Source organism: Paenibacillus sp. FSL H7-0350 (assembly GCF_038593195.1).
Classification (GTDB): Bacteria; Bacillota; Bacilli; order Paenibacillales; family Paenibacillaceae; genus Paenibacillus_AQ.
Genome location: NZ_CP151972.1, coordinates 2,913,551 through 2,933,448, shown reverse-complemented (window position 1 = coordinate 2,933,448; position 19,898 = coordinate 2,913,551). Strand labels below are relative to the sequence as shown.

At 50.9% G+C, this 19,898-nt stretch carries 22 protein-coding genes; 15 read left to right on the top strand and 7 right to left on the bottom strand.

Annotated elements, in window-relative coordinates; translation table 11 throughout:
• Positions 1-96: 96 nt before the first annotated feature.
• The 3 genes from efeB to NYE24_RS13380 form a co-directional block, all read right to left on the bottom strand.
• Entirely contained in the window at positions 97-1,446 is a 1,350-nt protein-coding gene (gene efeB / locus NYE24_RS13390; RefSeq protein ID WP_342478871.1) for an iron uptake transporter deferrochelatase/peroxidase subunit, read from the bottom strand.
• Positions 1,447-1,450: 4 nt separating this feature from the next.
• Positions 1,451-2,356 carry an iron uptake system protein EfeO gene (gene efeO, locus NYE24_RS13385; RefSeq protein WP_036695709.1) on the bottom strand — a complete coding sequence of 302 codons (906 nt, stop codon included), beginning with the start codon at positions 2,354-2,356 and terminating at the stop codon, positions 1,451-1,453.
• Between the two features lie 238 nt (positions 2,357-2,594).
• A complete protein-coding gene (locus tag NYE24_RS13380) occupies positions 2,595-3,572 on the bottom strand; it encodes a LacI family DNA-binding transcriptional regulator (RefSeq protein WP_036695710.1) in 978 nt (325 codons plus the stop codon).
• 423 nt (positions 3,573-3,995) lie between these two features.
• On the opposite strand from NYE24_RS13380, the gene NYE24_RS13375 reads away from it, so the two are divergent.
• The 5 genes from NYE24_RS13375 to NYE24_RS13355 all read left to right on the top strand — a co-directional run bounded on the left by NYE24_RS13375 (position 3,996) and on the right by NYE24_RS13355 (position 6,624).
• The gene (locus NYE24_RS13375; RefSeq protein WP_019908812.1) at positions 3,996-4,220 is read left to right on the top strand and encodes a LuxR C-terminal-related transcriptional regulator; all 225 of its coding nucleotides are present in this window, start codon (positions 3,996-3,998) and stop codon (positions 4,218-4,220) included.
• 306 nt (positions 4,221-4,526) lie between these two features.
• Positions 4,527-5,309 carry a DeoR/GlpR family DNA-binding transcription regulator gene (locus NYE24_RS13370; RefSeq protein ID WP_342478870.1) on the top strand — a complete coding sequence of 261 codons (783 nt, stop codon included), beginning with the start codon at positions 4,527-4,529 and terminating at the stop codon, positions 5,307-5,309.
• Between the two features lie 66 nt (positions 5,310-5,375).
• Entirely contained in the window at positions 5,376-5,630 is a 255-nt protein-coding gene (locus NYE24_RS13365) for a hypothetical protein (RefSeq protein WP_342478869.1), read from the top strand.
• A gap of 233 nt (positions 5,631-5,863) precedes the next feature.
• Positions 5,864-6,220: a hypothetical protein gene (locus NYE24_RS13360; protein WP_342478868.1), complete on the top strand. Its 357-nt coding sequence runs from the start codon at positions 5,864-5,866 to the stop codon at positions 6,218-6,220.
• Positions 6,124-6,624 carry a SagB/ThcOx family dehydrogenase gene (locus NYE24_RS13355; protein WP_342478867.1) on the top strand — a complete coding sequence of 167 codons (501 nt, stop codon included), beginning with the start codon at positions 6,124-6,126 and terminating at the stop codon, positions 6,622-6,624. The genes NYE24_RS13360 and NYE24_RS13355 overlap by 97 nt, the downstream gene beginning before the upstream one ends.
• A gap of 7 nt (positions 6,625-6,631) precedes the next feature.
• On the opposite strand, the gene NYE24_RS13350 is transcribed toward NYE24_RS13355, so the two are convergent.
• Positions 6,632-7,162 carry an NAD(P)H-dependent oxidoreductase gene (locus NYE24_RS13350; protein WP_036695719.1) on the bottom strand — a complete coding sequence of 177 codons (531 nt, stop codon included), beginning with the start codon at positions 7,160-7,162 and terminating at the stop codon, positions 6,632-6,634.
• Between the two features lie 186 nt (positions 7,163-7,348).
• Here NYE24_RS13350 and NYE24_RS13345 point away from each other — a divergent pair, with 186 nt between their 5' ends.
• The 3 genes from NYE24_RS13345 to NYE24_RS13335 are packed head-to-tail and all read left to right on the top strand — an operon-like array spanning position 7,349 to position 9,075.
• Complete coding sequence (locus tag NYE24_RS13345) at positions 7,349-7,705, top strand: helix-turn-helix domain-containing protein (protein WP_036695721.1); 357 nt, start codon at positions 7,349-7,351, stop codon at positions 7,703-7,705.
• Between the two features lie 58 nt (positions 7,706-7,763).
• Positions 7,764-8,186: a MarR family transcriptional regulator gene (locus tag NYE24_RS13340; RefSeq protein WP_076160010.1), complete on the top strand. Its 423-nt coding sequence runs from the start codon at positions 7,764-7,766 to the stop codon at positions 8,184-8,186.
• A gap of 52 nt (positions 8,187-8,238) precedes the next feature.
• Complete coding sequence (locus NYE24_RS13335; protein ID WP_342478866.1) at positions 8,239-9,075, top strand: alpha/beta fold hydrolase; 837 nt, start codon at positions 8,239-8,241, stop codon at positions 9,073-9,075.
• A 104-nt stretch (positions 9,076-9,179) separates the two neighbouring features.
• On the opposite strand, the gene NYE24_RS13330 is transcribed toward NYE24_RS13335, so the two are convergent.
• Positions 9,180-9,365, bottom strand: coding sequence for a hypothetical protein (locus tag NYE24_RS13330; protein ID WP_342478865.1), 186 nt, complete (start codon positions 9,363-9,365; stop codon positions 9,180-9,182).
• 251 nt (positions 9,366-9,616) lie between these two features.
• A complete protein-coding gene (locus NYE24_RS13325; protein WP_342478864.1) occupies positions 9,617-10,078 on the bottom strand; it encodes a histidine kinase in 462 nt (153 codons plus the stop codon).
• A gap of 254 nt (positions 10,079-10,332) precedes the next feature.
• On the opposite strand from NYE24_RS13325, the gene NYE24_RS13320 reads away from it, so the two are divergent.
• The 3 genes from NYE24_RS13320 to NYE24_RS13310 are packed head-to-tail and all read left to right on the top strand — an operon-like array spanning position 10,333 to position 12,840.
• Complete coding sequence (locus NYE24_RS13320; RefSeq protein WP_342478863.1) at positions 10,333-11,331, top strand: ABC transporter substrate-binding protein; 999 nt, start codon at positions 10,333-10,335, stop codon at positions 11,329-11,331.
• Positions 11,312-12,094 carry an ATP-binding cassette domain-containing protein gene (locus tag NYE24_RS13315; protein ID WP_342478862.1) on the top strand — a complete coding sequence of 261 codons (783 nt, stop codon included), beginning with the start codon at positions 11,312-11,314 and terminating at the stop codon, positions 12,092-12,094. Before NYE24_RS13320 ends, NYE24_RS13315 begins: the two co-directional genes overlap by 20 nt.
• Positions 12,088-12,840: an ABC transporter permease gene (locus NYE24_RS13310; protein ID WP_342478861.1), complete on the top strand. Its 753-nt coding sequence runs from the start codon at positions 12,088-12,090 to the stop codon at positions 12,838-12,840. Before NYE24_RS13315 ends, NYE24_RS13310 begins: the two co-directional genes overlap by 7 nt.
• A 138-nt stretch (positions 12,841-12,978) precedes the next feature.
• Here the strand turns inward: NYE24_RS13310 and NYE24_RS13305 are convergent, their stop codons facing one another.
• Positions 12,979-13,806 carry a TerC family protein gene (locus tag NYE24_RS13305; protein WP_036695740.1) on the bottom strand — a complete coding sequence of 276 codons (828 nt, stop codon included), beginning with the start codon at positions 13,804-13,806 and terminating at the stop codon, positions 12,979-12,981.
• Positions 13,807-14,608: 802 nt separating this feature from the next.
• Here NYE24_RS13305 and nifB point away from each other — a divergent pair.
• Genes nifB through nifK form a run of 4 tightly spaced genes read left to right on the top strand, consistent with a single transcriptional unit; the run spans position 14,609 to position 19,896 of the window.
• Complete coding sequence (gene nifB / locus NYE24_RS13300; RefSeq protein ID WP_342478860.1) at positions 14,609-15,976, top strand: nitrogenase cofactor biosynthesis protein NifB; 1,368 nt, start codon at positions 14,609-14,611, stop codon at positions 15,974-15,976.
• Between the two features lie 6 nt (positions 15,977-15,982).
• Positions 15,983-16,849, top strand: a complete 867-nt coding sequence (gene nifH, locus NYE24_RS13295; RefSeq protein WP_036695744.1) for a nitrogenase iron protein — start codon at positions 15,983-15,985, stop codon at positions 16,847-16,849.
• A gap of 33 nt (positions 16,850-16,882) precedes the next feature.
• Positions 16,883-18,340, top strand: a complete 1,458-nt coding sequence (nifD, locus tag NYE24_RS13290) for a nitrogenase molybdenum-iron protein alpha chain (RefSeq protein ID WP_076159956.1) — start codon at positions 16,883-16,885, stop codon at positions 18,338-18,340.
• Complete coding sequence (nifK, locus tag NYE24_RS13285) at positions 18,337-19,896, top strand: nitrogenase molybdenum-iron protein subunit beta (protein ID WP_342478859.1); 1,560 nt, start codon at positions 18,337-18,339, stop codon at positions 19,894-19,896. Before nifD ends, nifK begins: the two co-directional genes overlap by 4 nt.
• Positions 19,897-19,898 lie beyond the last annotated feature (2 nt).

Here is a 19,898-nt window from a genome sequence, read left to right as displayed (position 1 = left end):
ATCGCCGCAGCCCCGGTGCCCGAATCGCCGCAGCTCCGGCCTCAGAATCCCCATGGCTCCTGCTTCCTCAGCGTCAACCGTCACAGCCTGGGCATTTCATCCCTCGAGCAGCAGCTCCCCGATATAGCCGCCTTCGTGTACACCCGGGAAGCAGGCGAAGACAGCACTGCCGGTGTGAACCATATATTCATTCAGCCGGTCATTTTTAGCGAGGCGCTGCTGGATGCTGACGAACTGCTTCATCAGATCCTTTTGGAAGCTGATGAATACCAGACCGGCATCAAGCTGTCCGGTCTTGAGATCCATGCCGCTGGAATAGGAATAGGAGCGGCGCAGCATTTGGACCGAGCCGTCTCCATGGGCGAGAGCGGAATGGGAGTCCGGCGGGATGAGCGGCTTGCCGGCAGCATCCGCTGCTGCCAGATTTAGCTCAGCGAATTCATCTCCGGCTCCAATCGGTGCGCCGCTCTGCCGGTGCCGCCCGAAGGTGGCCTCCTGATCGCTCAGCGAGGAGCGGTCCCAGACCTCAATACGGAACCGTACGCGGCGCACCGCAAGATACGTGCCCCCATTCATCCAGGCCGGGCCATCGGCGTTGCCGCTCCAGACGATATTTCGCATCAGCGTCTCATCGGTGACGTCCGGATTCCCCGTACCGTCCTTGAAGCCGAGCAGATTACGCGGGGTGCCGCCTGACGGATCGGCGCTGCCGCTGCGCTGGAAGCCTTCCTGGGTCCAGCGCAGCACCGCTGTGCCCCGGGCGATGCGGGCCAGATTGCGGATGGCATGGAACGCCACCTGCGTATCATCCGCGCAGGCCTGCACACAGAGATCGCCGCCGCACCACTGCGGCTCCAGGCTATCCCCTGGGAATGCCGGGAGCTCAATGAAGGAGGCGGGCCGCTTCCCGGCCAGCCCGAACCGGCTGTCAAACAGGGCCGGGCCTGCCCCGAAGGTAAGTGTGCACTTGGAAGGGGTGAGACCATCCGCCTCGCCGGTATCGGTAGGCGGAAGATTGGGCTTGTCGTTCGCCGTGCCGATCATCGTACCGGAAGTAAGCGCGGCAGCAGCTGTAGTCCAGGCCTGCATAAGCTTCTGTACATCACCGACGCTGGTAGTCGTCACATCAAATGAAGCGAAGCACAGAAAATTCTGCGCAGGGGTAAGAATCCCCGCCTGGTGCTTGCCGTAGAAGGGGATCGTATCCGCCTGTTCTTCATTCTGCCCGAAGGCTGCGGCGGCCGGGACCGCCCGTCCTGCTGCCTGGCGCGCCGCCATAATGCCGCCCACACCGCCTCCGCCCAGCAGCAGCCCGATACCCGAGGCACCGGTCAGCCGCAGCATATCGCGGCGGCTGAATTTGGTATTGAACAGCTTAGTCTCCGCTGCAGGAATTCCGTGATCCGCGTCAGCCGCATTCCGGGCATTCTTATCTTTCTTGTTCATATCGTCACACTCCCAGAATCGTTCCCATGTTGGATAGCGGCTCAGCCAAGGCGTCGAGGTTCTGGCTTAACCTGCGGACCTCCTCCGGTTTGAGCGTTTCGTAAGAGACGTACCCCTCCCCCGATTTGAACGGCGCCAGCTCATTCATTAAGGCGGTGAACCGCTCGCCGATGGTTTGCTCAAGGGCCGGGTCTTTTTTGGCCAGCTCCGGCTTTAGCAGCTCATAGATCTTCTGGGCCCCCTCCACATTCGCCACAAAATCATACAAATCCGTATGGGAATAACGCTCCTCTTCCCCCGTAACTTTGGAGGAGGAGACCTCATTCAGCAGCTCAACCGCCCCGGTAACGAGCAGATTGGCATCGATTCCGGCCGTCTCCACCTTGGCACGCAGCAGCTGCGCATCCTTCAGCAGGCGGTCCGCGACATCCGTCATGCCCTCCGTTGTATGATTCTGCCAGAGTGCCTGTTCAATCTTATGGAAACCGCGCCACTGCGCGGCATCCACATCATTCTCACGGGCATCTATATTCGGGTCCAGATCTCCGAGCGCTTCCGCGATCGGCTCGATCCGCTCATAGTGCATACGCGCCGGAGCATACAGCGCTTTGGCTTCTTCCAGCTTGCCCGCTTTGACGGCATCCGTGAAGCCTTCGGTCTGCTTGACGAACGCATCGCATTGTTCAATGACGTATTTGCGGTATTCGTCGATGGCAGTGGTGAAATCTGCGTTGGTCTCACCTCCGGCCTTCGCTACACTTTCTGTCCCGCTACCTGCCTGGGCTGCGGCATTATTTCCCGAATCATTGCTGTTATTACCATTGTTATTACTGTTGTCCTTGCCCGCACATCCGGCGAACAGGAGGGACGCTGCAAGCAGACCCGCAGGTACTGCATAACCTATTTTCATCCGGTGGATACCCCTTTTCGATTATGAAAATGATAATCGTTATCAATTATGGACTTATCATAATTCCACAGCTAATAGCTGTCAATAAAAATGTGATAATTATCATATCCATGCAGGAACGCATAAAAAAGCCTTCCGACAGGCGGAAGACGCAGATCATATCTGTATTCCTGCACAAAATGCAGCTATGTACTCATAACAACGGCCCAAAATCATAGCTCAACCGCCTGATCTGTGACTACACCGTGGACCGCTCAATAATCCGGTAGTCCAGCTTGCGGTAGACCGGCCCCAGGTGCTCCGAGTGAATCTGCTCATGGATAATGCGGAAGGCGGCGGCCCCCATCTCATACAGGTGGTTATCCATGGTGGTGATCTGAAGCAGCCGTCCGATTGGCTGGTTGTCGAAGCCCATAACTGCGAGGTCATGAGGGATGCTAAGGCCGGCTCTGCGCGCTTCAATAATCAGCCCGGCAGCAACATGGTCTCCCGTAATAATCATGGCTTCCGGCCGCTGTGGCATCTTCAGCAGGGACTGTGCAACGGCTGCGCCGTCTTCCTCCGTTGTACAGTCATAGATCATCCATTCCTCTTCAAAAGCCAGCTTATGCTCAGCAATGAATTCGCGGTAAGCAGCCTGACGGATCACGGCGCTGCTGCCATTACTCCGTCCTTCACAATATCCGATGGAGCGGTAACCTTTGCCGGTCAAGTACTCCAGACCTTCCTTGAAAGCCGCATAATGCTCAATATAGACAGAAGAGTATCGCCGCGCTCCGTTGTCTTGGCAAGTGACAACCGGACCGTAGGCCGTATACTCCTCAATGATGTCCGGCTTCAGCGCAGTAGATACAATCACGACACCGTCAATTTCTTTATGGCGCAGCATCTCCAGCACTTTGATTTCTTCTTCCTCCAGATAATTGCTCTGGCACAGAATCAGCCGGTATTGCGAGAGCAGCGCCTCGCGGGCAATGCCATTCATAATAATAGAGAAATAAAAAGCATGAATATACGGCAGAATCACCGCCACCGCACCGGTACGTCCGGTAATCAGATGAACGGCGTTCATATTGCGGGTATAGTCGAGCTGCTCAATCGTCTGCAGTACAGCGTCTCTTTTGTCCTTACTGACATACGGATGATTATTCAGCACCCGTGAGACGGTCGTTACAGATACTCCGGCCATCCGGGCGATTTCTTTAATATTAGCCACGTTCGTCTGGGCCTCCTGTGTGAGACTGGTATGACCTTATTCTAACATAGAAATGAACCGCTTTTCGGCCGATAAAAAGCTTGCTATGGAATCCATTTCATACATTACACTGGGGGTGCAACAACAGCTCTACCGGAGAAACCGGCGTGACCGCAAGGGCGTGACGGACCGGTACAGCTTGCTGCTGTAACGCGTATTCTATAGCATTTGCCCGCCGGCTGCAGCCCTTAACGCGTAAGGAGCTGCGGCCGGATTTGCTGCGGCCTGGCTGCGATGTTCCGGGATTGTCCAGACTCTGCGCCTGCCCCCGCCCAATTTAATGCTGCGACAGCACCATTACTTGCCCCTCCACATAGTATGTTTTGACTGTATCCCTTTACCTTGTTATACCAAACAAACCCAGGGCAAGGAGGGGTGACACCATTGAAGGGCAACGAACATCATAGCAAATTCTTGTTGACGCATCGTGAACGCGAAGTATTCGAGCTTCTTGTGCAGGACAAAACTACACGGGATATTGCCGGACTGTTATTCATCAGCGAAAAAACCGTCCGCAACCACATCTCCAACGTAATGCAAAAATTAAACGTAAAAGGCCGTTCGCAAGCGGTTGTCGAGCTGATCAAGCTTGGGGAGCTGAAAATATAGCTGCCATGCTTCAGAGGTGATGCGTTTAAGCCTTCCGTTATCCTTCGGGATGAGGGGAGGTTTTTTGTTGGAGGAAAAGACCGGCAGGTGATGTCGATTTTCTATTCCTTTTTATTTATGCCTCTGTACATATCAAATGAAATAAGTAACGCTCAACTTGTTCACATTTAATCACATTTAATCACGTTTATTAACGAAATTGTATTCACAGATGGTAAATTACGTTATATAATGTGAGTAACAGTGAATGTGGTGCGCAACTCCTTTACTGAATAATACTTATGAAAGGTAAGTGATTGTATGTTTATGGAGGAACGACATCAAGAAATTCTAAAGATATTGGAAAAGGAAGGAAGAATTAGGGCAAGTGAAATTGAAACGCTATTTAATATCGGCTTTGATACGGCAAGACGTGATTTACGTATTCTTGAAGAAAAAGGACTCCTAAGACGAACACATGGTGGAGCGATTCCTGCCTTGCAAATAGGTTATACTACACCACCCAAATATACACCACGAGACATAACGGAAATAAAAGATAATTATTTAGCTATCGCGAGAAAAGCAGTTAGTTACATCAAGGCTAATGATGTAATTTTTCTGAATGCCGCTTCAGTAGGTTATTTTATGGCACAAAATTTGCCTGAAAACATCCCTTTTACGGCTGTAACTAATTCAATTGTTATTGCAGGTGAACTTAGAAATTATGATAATATCAATACCATTATGGTCGGTGGCGAGATGAGTCAGAAAGGTCAGTTTAGTGACTACTATGCTATCGAATTTGTTAAAAACATTCGTTTTGATATCAGCTTCTTAACAAGCGCTGGTCTTTCTGCTGCTTTTGGGATGTCCATTCAAAAATCCAAAGGTGTCGGTTTTACACAAGCAGTTGTTGAAAGTTCTAAATGTAATATAGCTTTATATCCGTCTGAGAAAATTGGAGTAGAATCCATATTAAAAATTTGTTCTGCAGATAAAATTGATAAGCTAATCACTGATTGGGATGCTGCTGAAGATCAGTTGGTCGAAATTGAAGAGTTGGGTGTAGAAGTAATTGTTGTAGAACAAGGAACGATAGTTGAATAACACATAATGATAAATGAATTCATTAGAACCACTTTTTAACGATGGCTACCCGGGAGGTGTGAAAGAATGAAATGGCAGCAAGTAAGAGAATTGTTTCCTGACCAATTTGTTTTGCTTTCCATTCTTGACTATCGCGAGGAAGATGATAAGAAAATTATAACGGAAGTAGCTCCTGTTCGTGCAGTATCTGAGAAGAACGCCAACCAGGAATTTTTCAGCGCCGGACCTGGAAATCTTGTCTATCACACTGCCAATGAGGAGTGCGTTATTCATCTGCGCAGAGACCCATTGATGAGAATGAGGCCCATGGTTTTATCGTAGATATGCAAAAGATGGAGTTGCGTTCGCTTTAATGATATCGCTTCCATGCTTCAAAAGTGAATAGACCAAGTGACTGCCGCCGGGAAAGGGGGCCTCATTTGGTCTTTTTTTCAAGCTGGACAGTCATCGCTGCAAAAATAGCTTTGCATTTGTAAAGATAGTGATTATAATCACAAACTAATTCGAATCACATGATAAATTTATAGGATCAAGGGACGCCAGGAGGATTTATAATGACAAGATACGAACAACAGAGACAACTGCTGAAATCGAATTTTCAAGAATTCAAGCATATCCGAACAGACAAGATTAAGGGCATCGCGCAGCCGCCGATTGTGAAGTCCTATGATGAAGAGGCGCAGATCATTGATTTGCCTGAGGTCAGCCGGGACGTTGTGAGTCAGAACAATATTGTGGATTGCATCGGCCAGAGAAGGAGTACAAGATTCTATTCAGCCGACACGCTAAGTCTGGAGGAGCTATCCTATTTACTATGGGCCACCCAGGGCATTACCGGGATGAGCAAGAACGGACTGACTCGCGGACGGTACCTTGTAGCGGGGCGACCCATACGTTTGAGACCTATCTGATGATTATGCGGGTAGAAGGAATACAACAGGGCATTTACCGATACCTTCCTGTGGAGCACAAGCTGTTGTTTATGTTTGAATTAGACCAGCTGGAACAGAAGATTGATGCGATCACGCTGGAGCAGCCCTTTGTCCCCAACTTCGCCAAGAAGGCTGCCGTTCTGTTCGCCTGGAGCACTACGCCGTACCGGTCTGAATGGAAATATGATATCTCCGCGCACAAAAAAATTCTCATTGATGCCGGGCATGTCTGCCAGAATCTGTACCTGGCCAGTGAATCCATCGGGGCCGGAGCTTGTGCCATCGGAATCTATGATCAGCAGCTGATTGATGAGGTGCTCGAACTGGATGGCGAAGAAGAATTTGTAATCTACATGGGCGCGGTCGGGAAGAAGCGGGAATAGCGGCATATTACCGGTTCCGAAGGATATACTCCCAATAATCCAACGCACTCTGATTAATAACATCGTCACTCGCCTGGAAGGAAGCGCCGAACACGGCCAAGTAAGGCAGGGCGGTTGCGCCGACATGGATGGCACTGGCCTGGAACGGGGCGATGATCTCATCTACTGTAAAAGAAACAGACCCGGCCGGCTGGTAGTTTTCCTTTTTATCGCCGATGGTCATAGCTATGCCCAGCTTCTTACCCTTCAGCTTGTTGCCGCTCGAGCCGTAAGCCCAGCCGTGAGTGAACACATCGTCCAGCCATTTTTTCAGCAGCGGGGGGTAGCTATACCAATATAAGGGGAATTGGAAAATAATCAGCTCGTGCCCCTCCAATAAACGCTGCTCCCGCGGAACATCGATGCTCCAGTCCGGGTACTCCTTGTAAAGCTCATGGACCATAACGTCCTCCGGATGCAACAGCAGCTCTTGTCTCCATCTCCGGTTCACTCTTGAAGCCTCTATATCGGGGTGTGCCAGGATTACCAGGGTTGTCATTAGGGATCACCTTTCCGGTGTATAATTTGTGTTGTGCAGCTGCTTCTATTATTTTGTAGGTTCCTGAAAATGTAAATACACACAATGAAGTAACAAGGTTACCTCAAGGTGTGCACTAGACTTTACAGGATATTGTGGCATGCTAAGAGAAGCAGGGTTCAAAATTAAGACAGGGGAGGTGCCGGGATGAAGCAATATCATTTAGGTATCGAGGCGACGCTTGAGATTATTGGCGGGAAGTGGAAGTCGCTGATCATATGTATACTGATGTCGGGAACGAAGAGGACGAGTGAACTGCAGCGCAGTATTCCGGGTATCTCGCAAAAGGTTCTGATTCAGCAGCTTCGCGAGCTGGAACGGGACGGGATCATCGGCAGAGTGGTTTATAGCCAAATGCCGCCCAAAGTGGAATATTACATCACCGAGTATGGGATTACTGCTAATGAGATCATTGACCTGATGTGCTCCTGGGGGAGAACCAATATTGCGATCCGGCAACAGCGGGGCGAGGAAGTCATGCTGTTTGATAAGGACCCCGAATAGGAGCACACGGAAATATTGATCTATTGACATTAGTTTGATATCAAACTATAATTCGTTTATGGAAACCAGAGATGCTATTTCACTTATATCCAAGATCCGCGAGAAGGTTAACCGGTTCATTGTACAAGAGCTGGCGAAGCAGGGAGTAAACGGCATTGCCACCTCACACGGGGATATTCTGTATGCGCTGCTGTCTAAGCACAGACTCACCATGGCCGAGATCTCGGCACATATTCATAAGGACAAATCTACAGTTACAGCACTTGTGGATAAGCTGGTCCGGCTGGGACTGGTTATGAAGGAGAGGGATCAGGAGGACACCCGGTACGTATATGTTACTCTAACCGGGAAGGGGAAGGAGCTGGAGCCGGTATTTGAATCGGTCTCTTCTGCCATACTGAAGCAGTTCTACCGCGATATCACGGAAGAAGAGCAGAAGATTTTGCTGACGATTTTAATGAAAATCAATCACAATTTCTAAAAAAAATTGTATGATAGTTTGATATAAAACTATAAATGGAAAGGACATTACAATGAGAGACTACATTGATGAATTACCGCCGCATACAGAGAAATATGTCGGTGAGCATGATGTTTACCTGGAGATTTATAAGGGAGAGGAGGCGCGGGAAGGCCAGGAACAGGAGAATAAGGTACCCCTGCTGTTTGTGCATGGTGCGTATACCGGAAGCTGGATGTGGAGCAAGTACATTCCCCATTTCATTAGCGAAGGCTGGACCTGTTATGTGATGAATCTGAGAAGTCATTACCGGAGCCGGGTGCTGGATATGACGCAGATTACCTTTGAAGATTATTTGGAGGATATCCATGAAGTAGTGCAGGTGATCCAGGCTGAATGCGGAGTTACTCCTGCCCTGATCGGGTTCAGCATGGGCGGGATTCTTAGCCAGAAGGTGGCGGAGACAGCCGGTCTGGCCGGACTTGTGTTGATTGATTCAAGTCTATGCAGAGAGGTACATGAGGAGGTTCCTTATACGGATATCGTTAAGATAATGCCGGGTAACGTAGTACCCGCTCCGGTTCGCGAAGAGGAGACCAGCCTGGATGAGACGGCAGAAGACATAGCGTTTCAGCGCAAATACCTGACGATGGAGTCCGCCAAGGCATTTCGGACTTTTTCTTATCATTTCGGGGCAGCTGGGGTATCCGTAGACAGCGGGTCCATTACTTGCCCTTGTCTGGTGATCCATGCCGTTAACAGTGATGAAGATGAGCGCCGGGGCAGAGCCAATGCAGCGTATTTCCGCGCAGCCTACGCAGGTCTTTGGGGCACCACCCATACCGGCCTGCTCGCAGGACAGCGCTATCTGGAAGCAGCAGAGACGATCCTGCGGTGGTTAGCAAGATAATGTAGTGCAGCAAATAAAAGGCCGCCTGAACCGGGATGCTCCCGTTCCTTAGCGGCCTTAACCTGATAGGTGAATGGTATTCTATATATACATCTAATTGAAAATTAGTGAAATTTGATGGTCTTGATGCGTGATTCCTGTTCGTAAGTAAGCGGACTTGGGGTTGGCGGTGTGTGCAGATGACGATGTGCGCTATATTCCATCTTCCGGTAATCTTCTTCACCGGAAGCCATGCCCGGCTGCCACATCCCGGTTACCCAATTCTTCAGTTCCTTAATTCCTGCCAGCATTGCATTCATCCTCCTTGGCGATGAAATACGGTAATGAACCTCTGGTACATCTATTTTGGTTACGCTTTCATTATAGCATACATAATCCAAAAAGCAATGAAATGTCCGCCTGATAAAGACAAATAAATAAGGAATAATGTTGTGATAACTGGGTTTGTATTTGTATAAGAGAACAATGTCCTTGTGTGATGGACTATATGAGGGCAACAAAAAAGCGGCAGCCGGGAGGGCGGTCGCTTCGGGGCAGGATGTTATGCAGAAGCAGCTAAACGTTTCAATTCAGCTTCCTGATCTATAGAACGCCGGGCCAGTATATCGAGCGTGGCGTCGTGTCCTCTTAGACTTCGGTCGATCCGCTCCAGAGAATCCCGGCCAGCAACGACTTCAGCGTTGACTTCGGACACCGCCGGCTGAATCAGTGGAATTAGCTTCGTATCTTCCTTGATGCTTTCGATATCAGCCTTGACGGTAACGATATCATCCTTGATGGTAACGATGTCGGCCTTAATGTTAACAATTTCATCCTTGATGATCACAAGCTCGGCCGTAATTTCAGACTTGAATGTAGCGAATTCTGTCTGAAGATTTTTAACATCGGCCTTCAATCCAGAAATCTCGGATTTGATCCCTGTGATTTCGGACTTCATTCCTGAAATTTCAAACTTTACGCCTTGCAGCTCGGCAAGAATCTGCTGGAGAATTACATCGCTCATAGGGCACAGCTCCTTAGATAGGGTTGGAATAGGACTGCTGCTTGAGGGGGGGGGCCTGCGGAATAGGTACAGGTCATTATAGCATATTTGCGTCATTATTGGGTGCTGCTGTAAAAAGAATTCCATGAACCTATTGGACATTAGAGAACTGATACTTAAATTTATAAATATACAAAATAGGACAATGGGTGTACTATGTATGTGAATAAATTCGCATGAAGCGTAACCGATAAGAGATGGGGGAATTAAGATTCATGAAGACAAGAAACTGGAAACACCTTATGAAGCTGGTCGTGCTGACTGCGGCTGTCAGCGTGATAGCTGCCGGATGCGGTAGCGCAAATCAGGCAGGAAATGCCAAGAATGCAAATACAGGAGCTGCTGCAGCTGCACCTGCTGAGGCTGTTACGATATCGCTGGGACTGCTGCCATCCATCGATGCGATTCCTTTTATTATTGCCCATGAGCAGGGATTTGATCAGAAGCATCATGTGAACCTGGATATCCAGACCTTCAAGAGCGCGAAGGATCGAGATGTGGCTTTTCAGGCGGGTAAGGTAGATGGCCTCAGTGCGGATCTGGTGGCGATCTCGATCTATAATGAAGCAGGACTCGATGTGAAAATCACCAGCACGACCACAGGTGAATTCGACCTGCTGACCGGAAATGATGAAGTGAAAGAGGTAAAGGATCTGAAGGGGAAAACCGTAATCCTGTCCAAGAATACCTCGACCCAATATACCGCCGCCATGATGCTGAAGCAGGCAGGCCTGACAGAAGCCGATATTACCGTAACGGAAGTGCCGCAGATTCCAACGCGTCTGGAGCTGCTTAAGAATAATAAGGCGGATGCGGCAGTTTTGCCGGAGCCTTTTGTAACCATGGGCCGTACTGCCGGTCTGCGCGTTCTCAGCTCCACCCATAGTGCGGGGATCAATCCGTTTGTGCTGGCTTTTCCGCAGAGTGCCATTGATGCCAAGGGTCAGGGAATTCGCGATATGTACGCTGCTTATGATGAAGCAGTCGATTATATGAAGACACATGATCAATCGGAATATATCGACCTGATTATTAAGGAAGTGGGCTATCCCGATACGCTGAAGAATGAGATTAAGGTGCCGGAGTATCTGCCTGCGAACCAGGTGGATGTGAAGGAAGTGGAGGCTGCTTTTGCCTGGGCCCGTGAAAAAGGACTGCTGACCAAAACGCTATCGGCTGAAGATGTGATCTCCGATGTCCAGTTTAAAAAATAGCGGTCTCCGCATTCATCAGCTGCATGTAGCTTATCAGAACGGGCAACTGGCTCTGGGTGAGATGAGCCTGACCCTGCCGGAGCACGGGATTTATACGGTGATCGGCCCCTCGGGCAGCGGCAAATCCACGCTGCTGCGGGCGATTGCCGGCCTGCTGCCCGGTTATGAGGGAGAGCTGCTCTTCAATGGCAGATCTGTCCATGAGAAGGAGACGCTGATCGGACTCGTGCCGCAGAATTATGGCCTGCTGCCCTGGAAGACGGTCAAGGGCAATATCCGGATTGCAATGCGGATTGCCCGTCCTGGCGGGGCGGGCCAGGATCGACGGGAGCAGGACCGGCAAATTATGCACTGGCTTGAATCCATGGGAATCGCCCAACTCGCTGGCAGGTTTCCGCTATCGTTGAGCGGCGGTCAGCAGCAGCGCGTGGCCATTGCCCGTGCCTTTGCCATTCTGCCGACCCTTCTGCTGCTGGATGAGCCGTTCTCGGCGCTGGATGCCATTACGCGGGAAGGGCTGCAGCAGATTTTTATCGACAACTGGCAGGCGCATCCGGCGACCACACTGTTCGTTACCCACGATGTGGAGGAGGCGATTCTCCTGGGACAGAAGATTATCATCATGCTGCCGGGACAGCAGGAGCCGCCGGAGATTCTTGATAACGCCGCTATATTTGCCATGAAGCATTCCGAGAAGCGGGAGAGCGATGAATACTTCATGCAGTTCAAGAGAATCCGAAAGGTAATGATAGAGAAATGGTAAAACGACGGCATTTTATTCACCTGCTGCGTCTGCTGCTCGTTTTTGCCGGAATGAATGTTGTCTGGTATGTCGCTTATCTGCTCATGAATCACGCGATTCTGCCTAGCCCGGGTGCGGTCTATAAGGCAATGTTTCAGCTGGGGGCCCATGATGTGGCGCTGAATGTCGGCTACAGTCTGCTGCGGATCTTTGAAGGTGTGCTGCTGGCTCTGCTGCTAGGTCTGCTGGCCGGTCTGCTAATGGGCCGTTCTCCCTTCTGGAACCGGGTACTGGACCCGGTCGTCTATCTGACCTATCCGATTCCCAAAATTGCGCTCTTGCCGGTAGTCATGCTCTTCTTCGGCCTTGGAGAAACCTCCAAGGTGCTGATGATTATGCTGATTCTACTGTTCCAGGTCATTATCTCGGTACGTGATGGTGTGAAGGCTATCCCTGAGAGTACTTATGATGTCCTGACGAGTATTGGTGCCAGCACGATGCAGAAATTCTGGAATGTGACGCTTCCCGGCGCTTTATCGGTGATCCTCAGCACAATTCGCATATCGCTGGGTACAGCGATTTCCGTACTCTTTTTCACTGAAATCTACGGTACGGAGCATGGCATGGGCTTCTTTATCATGGATGCCTGGCTGCGGCTGGACTACCCTGAGATGTATGCCGGAATTATGCTGTTCAGTCTGGTGGGGTTCGTGCTATTTCTGCTGGTGGATGTGCTGGATTACCGATTCATGAAATGGCGGAGATAGCTGTTTAAGCGGGATGTGATACACCTAAGTTTCAAAAACTCAAAAAGAAATCGCCCTTTGGTAAGATGGAAAATCATCATCCATCCCAAGGGGCGATTTTTTTTTGTTTTATGGACCATATTTTCTTTCTAATAGAGATTATTTACCGAGCTGCTTGTCGACTTCCTTGACCGGATTTTCGCCGACATTCTCTTCGGTCTTGACACTGCTCAAGAACCAGCCTGTAGCCGCAATGATGATCAGAACTACATAGAAGGTCAGTTTCCACCAGGTGCTGTGTGCGAAGTCTTCGGACAATACACCCAGAGCAGGGTGGGCCAAGGTGATGACAGCGAGCTTAACCCCTACCCAGCCGACGATGAAGAAGGCAGCAACCTCAAGACCCGGACGGGTGTGAAGCAGCTTAACGAAGAAGGAAGCAGCGAACCGCATAATAACGAGACCAATGAAGCCGCCCGCGAAGATTACAAGGAACTGTCCGCCGTCGAGGCCGCCGATGTTGCGGATACCACTGGCAGGAAGAGCAACGGCCAAGGCTACGGCTGCGAGGATGGAGTCTACGGCAAAGGCAATATCTGCTACTTCGACCTTAAGTACGGTGAACCAGAAGCTGGCTTTCTTCTTATTTACAGCACCAGGGCTTCCGCTTTCAGCGGCGTCTTCCGTGACCGGCTTAGCGAATAACACTTTTCGGAAAATGTGATTCCCCGCGATAAATAACAGATATAGCGCACCGATGGCTTGTACCTGCCAGATGTCCACCAGGTAGGAGATGACGAACAGCGACCCGAACCGGAACACAAACGCTCCGGCCAATCCGTAGAATAACGCCTTCTTACGTTCCTCATCAGGAAGATGTTTAACCATAATCGCTAGTACAAGTGCGTTGTCTGCGGCAAGCAGCCCTTCCAGTGCTACGAGAACGAGCAATACCCATCCGTATTCTAATAATAATCCCCAATCCATTGCTGTTTCCTCCTCATGTGGTTTAGCTGCTTTTTTGAGTAAAAATACCCATGATACAACTATTGTAACCAAAACTATATAAAAAAGACCTTTACCAAACAGATTAGCCTTTGGAATAAAGGTAACCTGGTTGGTAAAGGTCTCGCTAACAAAAATTTATTGCCGATAAAACCGGAGAATATCCTCATATTCTCGTATTGACGATTTTATCTAACAGCTACTCCCCTTTACGGGATTATATGAAATTTTAGGTGATTCGTTTCTGGCTAAAAGTATCATATCCGAGTTGAGAGGCGTTGTCAATGCCTTTTGAGAACAAATATCAATAGAAAATGACAGGCCTGAAAACGGAAACATGATAAGTGTGAGTCATATAAGTTGACATATCATATGGCGAAACTGCAAACAAAAGGAAATAAAGGGCGGAATAAACGTTGGACTAATTGACGATCCCCGGTAATGAAAATATGATGAGACTAATTAAAGCGGCCAAGTAAAGGAAGTGTTAGTTAAAATGACATTAACCATACCAAAGGCCATTTGAACCGTCGCATAGGAAAAAAAGTAGATAGGCTTCGCTTACAAAACTTAAGCAGATGCTTCCGAAGCGAGTTTTACTGCGAAGTGGTTTCAAGGAGCAAATGCTCCGTAAAACTTAAGTTAATGCTTTCGAAGCGAGTTTTGTACGCAGGATGTGCAGAGAAGCTTAGCTTACAAAACTTAGCGTATGCTTCCGAAGCGAGTTTTACTGCGAAGTGGTTTCAAGGAGCAAATGCTCCGTAAAACTTTTAGGAGGTGGGAAATGATGCAGCCGTCATGTCTATCAAGTGAAGCGGAGGAGGAGATTAGCCGCCACCCTTGCTACAGCGAGGAGGCTCACCGGTTTTATGCCCGGATGCACATCCCGGTTGCTCCCGCCTGTAACATCCAGTGCAATTACTGTAACCGCAAGTTCGACTGTGTGAATGAGAGCAGGCCGGGCGTGGTTAGTGAGGTGCTTACTCCGGAGCAGGCGGAACGCAAGGTACGGGGAGTTGCGGCCCAACTGATGCAGCTCTCGGTAGTGGGTATAGCCGGACCGGGAGATCCGTTGGCGAACCCGGAGCAGACCTTCGATACCTTCGCCCGGGTCAGGAAGAATGTGCCTGATGTCTCCCTCTGTCTCAGCACTAACGGACTCACGCTGTACCGGCATGTGGATGAGATTATGGAGCTGGGCATCCGCCATGTCACGATCACCATCAATGCTATCGACCCTGATGTCGGCCAGGCGATTTATCCCTGGGTGTTCGATGAAGGGGTCCGGTACGAAGGCAGAGAGGCAGCCGAGCTGCTGATCAGCCGTCAATTACTGGGACTTGAAATGCTGGCGAAGCTGGGGATTCTGGTTAAAGTGAATTCCATTATGATTCCGGGGGTTAACGATCATCATCTGACTGCAGTGTCAGCGCGGGTAAAAGAGCTCGGGGCTACGCTACACAATGTAACACCTCTTATTATCGCACCAGGCAGCCAGTATGAAGCGGATGGCCGCAAGGCGCCCCGTCCCAAAGAATTGCTTAATTTGCAGGAGCAGCTGGGCCGCGGGGGGATGAAGGTTATGCGTCACTGCCGGCAATGCCGGGCCGATGCGATCGGGCTGCTGGGCCAGGACCGCAATCCCGATTTCCCGCTCGAAGCGATGGAGGCTGAACCGGTCATTAATGAAGAAGCCCGGGCGATGTTTCAGAGTGAGCTGGACACCAAGATCCGCGAGCGAGTCTTAGCCAAACAGGCCAGACGCATTCAGGCCGGAGGGCCGAAGACACGGGTCGCGGTTGCCACCAGAGGCGGCGACAAGGTGAATCAGCATTTCGGTCATGCCACTGAGTTCCTGGTCTACGACACCGACGGAACGGATGTACAGCTTCTGGGTGTCCGCAAGATCCAAGCCTATTGCCATGGCAAGGCCGATTGTAACGGTGACAAAGCAGCTACACTGCAAGAAATTATATCGATTCTAAGTGACTGCCGCATTCTTCTCTGCTCCGGCATCGGAGAGGCCCCAAGGGCCAGCCTGAACAAAATCGGTGTCCTGCCTCTTGTCCGCAAAGGCGGCATTCAGGAAGCCATTCTCGAAAGCGTGAAGTACAGCTCTTATTTTGAAAATATAAACATTTCGAAGGGATGATGAACAATGAGACAAATAGCTTTCTACGGTAAAGGCGGTATCGGTAAATCGACAACTTCACAAAACACCCTGGCTCAGCTGGCCACCAAATTCGAACAAAGAGTCATGATCGTAGGCTGTGACCCGAAGGCGGATTCCACCCGTCTGATCCTGAATACCAAAGCCCAGAACTCCGTGCTGGAACTGGCGGCTGAGCTTGGCTCCGTAGAGGACCTGGAGCTTGAAGATGTGCTGCAGACAGGCTTCGGCGACATTATCAACGTAGAGTGCGGCGGACCGGAACCGGGGGTAGGCTGCGCAGGACGCGGGATTATCACTGCGATTAACTTCCTGGAGCAGGAGGGCGCCTATCAGGATCTGGATTTCGTCTCCTATGACGTACTGGGTGACGTGGTATGCGGCGGATTCGCCATGCCGATCCGTGAGGGCAAGGCCCAGGAGATCTATATCGTCTGCTCCGGCGAGATGATGGCGATGTACGCAGCGAACAATATCGCCCGCGGTATCCTGAAATATGCGACCAGCGGCGGTGTGAGACTCGGAGGCCTGATCTGTAACAGCCGGAATACAGACCGTGAGGATGAGCTGATTATGGAGCTGGCCCGCCGTCTGAACACACAGATGATTCACTTTGTTCCCCGCGACAACATCGTTCAGCATGCCGAGCTGCGCAGAATGACCGTAGCCCAATATAACCCTGAACACCAGCAGGCCAAAGAATATGAAATACTGGCCGAGAAAATCCTCAATAACAAAATGCTGACCATCCCTACCCCGATCTCGATGGAAGAGCTGGAAGAGCTGCTGATGGAATTCGGCATCATTGAAGATGAAGAAGCTGCGATCAAGAAGCTGCAGGCTTCCGGGCAATAAGCTCTGAGGCGAAGAGAAAAGGAGGGTCAAATCATGGGACTGAGTATTGAAGAGAATCAGAAGCTGGTTGAGGAGATTCTGGAAGCCTATCCCAAAAAGGCGCGGAAGGACCGCGAGAAGCATTTTCAGGTGGCGGATGAAAAGGCCATTGATTGCAGCACCTGTGCGGTGAAGTCCAATATCAAATCCCGTCCGGGTGTCATGACCCCGCGCGGCTGCGCCTATGCCGGCTCCAAAGGGGTGGTCTGGGGCCCAATCAAGGATATGGTCCATATCAGTCACGGGCCGGTGGGCTGCGGACAGTATAGCTGGGGCTCACGCCGTAATTTTGCGAATGGGACGCTTGGCATCGATAACTTTACGGCGATGCAGATTACCAGTGATTTTCAGGAGACGGATATCGTGTTCGGCGGGGATAAGAAGCTGGCCGTCATTATGCGTGAGATTACCGAGATGTTCCCGCTGGCAAAGGGGATCTCTGTCCAGTCGGAATGTCCGGTCGGCCTGATCGGCGATGATATCGAAGCGGTGTCGAAGAAGATGTCCAAGGAGCTTGCGATGCCGATTGTTCCGGTACGCTGCGAAGGCTTCCGCGGGGTCAGCCAGTCGCTGGGCCATCATATAGCGAACGATGCGATCCGTGACTTCGTGATGGGCCGTGCCGAGCTTGCGGAGACCGGTCCCTACGATGTGAATATCATCGGCGACTATAACATTGGCGGCGACGCCTGGGCCTCCCGCATTCTGCTGGAAGAGATGGGCCTGCGCGTTATTGCCCAGTGGTCCGGTGACGGCTCTCTGAACGAACTGGAGGTAGCCCACAAAGCGAAGCTGAACCTGATCCACTGCCACCGCTCCATGAACTATATGGTGGACCATATGGAGAAGGCCTACGGCATCCCATGGCTGGAATATAATTTCTTCGGGCCTACGAAGACATATGAGAGCCTGCGGGCGATTGCAGCACTTTTCGATGCTACGATTCAGGAGAATTGCGAGCAGATGATCGCCAGATACAAGCCGGTTATGGATGCAGTGATCCGCAAATACAGACCGCGTCTGGAAAATAAGACCGTCATGCTGATGATCGGGGGCCTGCGTTCCCGCCATACCATCGGAGCTTATGAAGATCTGGGGATGGATATCGTAGCCTCCGGTTATGAATTCGCCCACAAGGATGACTATGAGAAGATGCTCCCGATGCTTGCGGAAGGAACCATCGTCATGGATGATCCTACAGCTTACGAGCTGGAAGAAATTACGAAGAAGATGAACATTGATCTGGTAGGCTCAGGCGTGAAGGAGAAATATGTCTATCACAAAATGGGTGTGCCGTTCCGTCAGATGCATTCCTGGGATTATAGCGGCCCGTATCACGGCTTCGACGGCTTTAAGGTGTTTGCGAAGGATATGGATATGACTGTGAACAGCCCGATATGGGATCTGGTAAGCAGACGAGGAACAATGGAGCCGAAGGAGGCGGGCGTATGAGCAGGGATGAACTGAACATTAAAGATAATACCAGCTTGTTCAAAGAAGAACGTTATGTGCAGCAGCGGGAGAACAAGAAGCAGTTCGAAGCGCCCTGCAGCGAGCAGGAGACCGCCGAAGCACTCGCTTATTCCAAGTCTGCCGAATATATGGAGAAGAATTTCAGCCGCCAGAATGTGGTGATCAATCCGCATAAAGCCTGCCAGCCGCTGGGTTCGGTCATGGCCGCACTTGGGTTCGAGAAGACGCTGCCGTTTGTACACGGGTCGCAGGGCTGCAACGCCTACTTCCGCAGCCATCTCAGCCGCCACTTCAAGGAGCCTACGCCGTCCGTGTCCACGTCCATGACAGAGGATGCAGCCGTATTCGGCGGGATGAATAATCTGATTGACGGTCTGGAGAACAGTGTCGCCTTATACAAACCGGAGATGGTTGCGATCTGTACCACCTGTATGGCTGAGGTCATCGGGGATGACCTGAACTCTTTTATCGGTAATGCCCGGATTAAAGGGGTGATCAGTGAGGAATATCCGGTAGCCTACTGCAACACCCCGAGCTTCGTCGGCTCACATATCACTGGCTACGATGCCATGATCAAGGGTATCCTGAGCTACCTCTACACCCGTTCGGGTATAGAGAGCAAGCCGGGAAGCGGCGAGGAGAGCGGAGAGAAGCTGAATGTGATGCTGGGCTTTGAGCCGTACACCGGCAACTTCGCAGAGCTGCGCAAGATTCTGGGAGCCTTCGATACCAAGTACACCATACTTGGAGACCATAGCGGGAACTACGATTCACCGGCAACCGGAGAGTATGAATACTACTACGGCGGCACGAAGCTGGCGGATGTTCCGCAGGCAGCCAATGCGCTTGCAACCCTGTCCCTGCAAAAGTATACGCTGAAGAAGACCCAGGAATATATCAGCGGTACCTGGAACCAGCAGCTGGCAGCGTTATCCACGCCGCTGGGCATTAAGGGCACAGATACCCTGCTGGCTACGATCAGTGAGCTGACCGGCCTCCCGGTTCCAGCAATGCTCACGGAAGAACGCGGCCGTGTCGTGGATGCACTGATGGACAGTCACCCTTACCTGCATGGCAAGCGGGTAGCGCTGGTAGGCGACCCCGATCTGCTTATTGGCCTGATCGGATTCTGCCTGGAGACCGGGATGGAGCCGGTGCATATTATCTGCTCGAATGGTGATGTGGACTTCAATGAAGTGAAGTTCAAGGATGAGGCCGAAGCGCTGCTGGCAGCAAGTCCGTATGGCACCGAAGCTACTGTGCATGTCGGCAAAGACCTGTGGCATATGCGCTCGCTGCTGCTGAATGACAAGGTGGATCTGGCGATTGGCAGCTCCCATCTGAAATTTGCCGCCAAGGATGCGGAGGTGCCGCTAGTGCGGGTCGGCTTCCCGATCTTCGACCGCCATCACATGCACCGTTATCCGATTATCGGATATCAGGGAACACTCAATCTGCTCAGCCTGATCGTGAACACGATTCTGCAGCAGCTTGATGATCATAACTCCGGCTTTAATTTTGAGCTGGTGCGCTAGAG